We start from the raw sequence: 3,627 nt of genomic DNA, 5'->3' as shown, positions 1-3,627 counted from the left end.
TAGCAGCAGTTAATCCCATTCAACCGGACGATGCAACGTTAATTCGCACGGGGGATGGAACGCAACATAGTCCTACAGTAATGCGCTTTGGAGAAGTTGGGGAATCTTGGGACTATACTTTCATTGACGATCGCGCCGATAATCCCTATCAATTACTCTATGGGGGAAAAGCAGGGACAGTTTCTCGTTTAGTCTTGAGAAATGAGGATGGTATTGCTAAGATTGGCGAGGTTTTGGATTTTGCTAAGAAACCCATTGAAACTTTAACGATTGTGGCAGAGGGCAATGCAGGGGAGTTATGGTTGGGAAAAGATTTTATTACAGCGCAAAATTTTCACCAGTATCGCACTGAAATGGAAAGCTGGGGAGAGTCCCTCTCTCCTACTGCGGATATTTTGCTCTATAGTTGTTTTACAGCTTTAGGAGCAGCAGGGGAAAGTTTGGTGGCGCAAATTGCTAACGCGACGGGTGCAGATGTAGCAGCTTCGATCGATGCGACGGGGAGTGCCAATTATGGAGGCAATTGGGTATTGGAGTATAGTACGGGAAATATTGCCGCGATCGCACCGTTTACAGATGAGATTTTAACTCACTGGGATGGGAAATTAGCAACAATTACTGTTAATAGTCTCCTCGATAACATCACAGTTGACTCATTCACAACACTACGGGAAGCTCTAGCAAGCGCTAATCCCAACGATACCATTGCTTTTAACGTCACTGGAACGATTACCATTGATAACGTAACATTTGGAAATACAGGATTTGATATTAACGATGAGGGTTTGATCGTTGACGGATCGGGACAAAATAGCTTGTTCCTTAATGGTGGAGGAAACAGTCGCGTTTTTAATATTTCTGCAAATAATGCCACGATTAAGAATCTAACCATTCAGAATGGAAATTCAGCAGGAATAGGAAATGGAGGAGGAATTAATCATACTGGGACAGGAACATTAACCCTAACAAATACCACTGTATCGGTTAACACAAGTGGTTTTCACGGTGGTGGAATTCATTCATCAGGTGCATTGATGTTAACAAATAGTACAGTTTCAGGGAACTCCGCTCCTCAAATAGGTGGTGGGATTTATGGGGCAGGTGCATCACCACTAACACTAACAAATAGCACCGTATCAGATAATTTAAGTAGCGCTCAAGGTGGTGGAATTCATTCAGTGCTTGGATCGACACTAACCCTAACAAATAGTACTGTTTCAGGGAATTCAAGTAATATTCAAGGCGGTGGAATTAATTCATTGGGTACATTGACATTAACCAATAGCACGATTTCGGGGAACTCAAGTGGTTCGTTTGGGGGTGGAATTCATTCCGTTGCTGGAGGAACGATAACCAATAGCACGATCGCCTACAACACAGCAGCAACAAATGGCGGCGGTATTTACAGGCAAAACGGTACCCTGGATATTACCAACACAATTATCGCCAAAAACATTGCCAACGGGACAGGAAACGACCTTGCAGGAGACTTTACCGGAAGTACCTTTAACTTCAATCTCATTGGCAATACTTCCGGTGCAACTAACCTGACTCTAGGTGGGGGGAACATCACCGGAGTCGATCCCCAACTCCTTCCCCTCGCCAACAATGGCGGTGCAACCCAAACCCATGCCCTTAATTCTACCAGCCCCGCCATCAACCGAGGAAGGAACAATGGTGCGCCCCCAACCGATCAACGAGGATTTTTCCGAGACTCGTTTACTGATATTGGTGCATTTGAACTGCTTCCTGAACCTTCAGTCATAGGGGAGAGTTTGACAGTCATAGGGGAAGATGTGACCCCGACTCCAAATGCAGAACAATCTCCTGATTTCTCCCTCTTACAAGAATTCGAGATTTCCTTAGCCGATCGCCCCCAAGGATTGACCTCTCAACCCATTAACACTTCTTCCATCTTACAAACCGTTCGCACCAACTTGCAAAACGCCCTTGCTAGTGAAGATATGAACGAAGCAGTTAGCTGGGTAGAAGTTGTCTTCTGTGAAGATTTTAGTGGGAAAGAATGTAGTAGCAAAAACGAAGAAAAAGATATTGTAGAAAATATCCGTGCAACTCTGAAAAACATCACCCGAGACACTGGAACTCGTCCCGCGATCGTCTACGCAGTTTCCTTCCCCGAACAATTAGAATTGGTTCTCGTGACCCCAGAAGACCAGATCGTTCGTAAAGTCGTTCCCGAGGCCAGTGCGATCCCACTACAACAAACCGTCGCAAACTTGCGTCAAAACATTGTCAACACTCGCCGTCCTACTGCGTATCTGGCATCATCTCGACAGTTGTATAATTGGCTCATTGCCCCCCTCGCATCGGAATTAGAGAACGTCGATACTCTTATTTTCAGTTTGGATGCGGGGTTGCGAGGGGTTCCCCTTGCAGCTTTACACGACGGAGAACAGTTCCTAGTAGAGAAATATAGCTTGGGAGTGATTCCTAGCATCAGCCTCACAAATAGCCGCTATGCTTCTTTACACAATGCTCGCGTTTTGGCCATGGGAGCCTCAGAATTTAGTGAATACGACCCCTTACCCGCAGTTCCGGTAGAATTAGCCCTCATTACCAAGCAATTAGCAGAGGGAACAGCCATTCTCAATCAAGGTTTTACCTTCGATAATCTCAAAACCAATGCTAGAAGCCGAAACCATCAAATCCTTCACCTTGCTACCCATGCGGACTTTCAAGCGGGAGATAAAGATAATGCTCACATTCAACTGTGGAACGACAAACTCGCGTTCGATCGCCTGCGGGAATTGGGCTTGACCCAAGAAAACCCCATCGAATTACTGGTTTTAAGTGCCTGTCGCACGGCATTGGGGGATTTAGATGCAGAGTTGGGATTTGCGGGTTTGGCGGTGAATACGGGGGCTAAGTCTGCGTTGGCGAGTTTGTGGTATGTCTCCGATGGGGCAACTTTGAACTTAATGGGAGAGTTCTATCGCCATCTCTACAATCCTGATGTCACCATTAAAGCAGAAGCCTTACGACGGGCGCAAATTGCTATGATTCGCGGTGAAAGTCTCGCGGGGGATTTCTGGGAAAATATTGCGCGATCGCCTGAGTTGGGAAATGCCAATCAATTGCTTTTAGAAGGATTTCGCGATCGCGATTTCTCTCATCCGTACTATTGGAGTGCTTTTACTTTAGTTGGTTCTCCTTGGTAATTTCACTTATCTTTATCTTTCCCAAAAGAAAAATTCACGAAATCTTTACAGTCATTTTGTTATTTTTACCAAGAAATCTCGCATATACTGAAAAGAACAAAAATAGGGGTATATCTAATCACAAAGGAATTATCACGATGATATGTTGGCGATCGCTCCCTTATTTTACTCCCATTGCAATTTTATTCGCGGCATGGGGTATCTCTCCTTCCGTTATGGCTCAATCTATTGTTCCCGAGTCCAACAGTACAGAGACTTTGATTAATGTGGACGGACAAAAATTTAATATTGAAGGAGGAATATTATCAGGAGACAAACAGAACTTATTTCACAGTTTCGAGGAGTTTGGAATCGATGCCGGACAAATTGCTAATTTTCTCTCTGCACCGGAAATTCGTAACATTTTAAGTCGCGTTGTTGGGGGAAATCCTTCTCTAATTAATGGCTT

Annotated in this window: 2 protein-coding genes; both read left to right on the top strand. The window is 44.7% G+C overall.

The features are described from left to right. Window positions 1-3,179: CHAT domain-containing protein (locus JUI58_RS12825; RefSeq protein ID WP_204104188.1), on the top strand; the 3,179-nt coding region annotated here is incomplete at its 5' end. A 137-nt stretch (window positions 3,180-3,316) separates the two neighbouring features. Then, a partial coding sequence (locus tag JUI58_RS12820) for a filamentous hemagglutinin N-terminal domain-containing protein (protein ID WP_204104187.1) occupies window positions 3,317-3,627 on the top strand: 311 nt, incomplete at its 3' end.

Origin of the sequence: Spirulina sp. CCY15215, from assembly GCF_016888125.1 — a bacterium.
Classification (GTDB): domain Bacteria; phylum Cyanobacteriota; class Cyanobacteriia; order Cyanobacteriales; family Spirulinaceae; genus CCY15215.
This window is presented reverse-complemented; position numbering and strand designations above follow the sequence as displayed.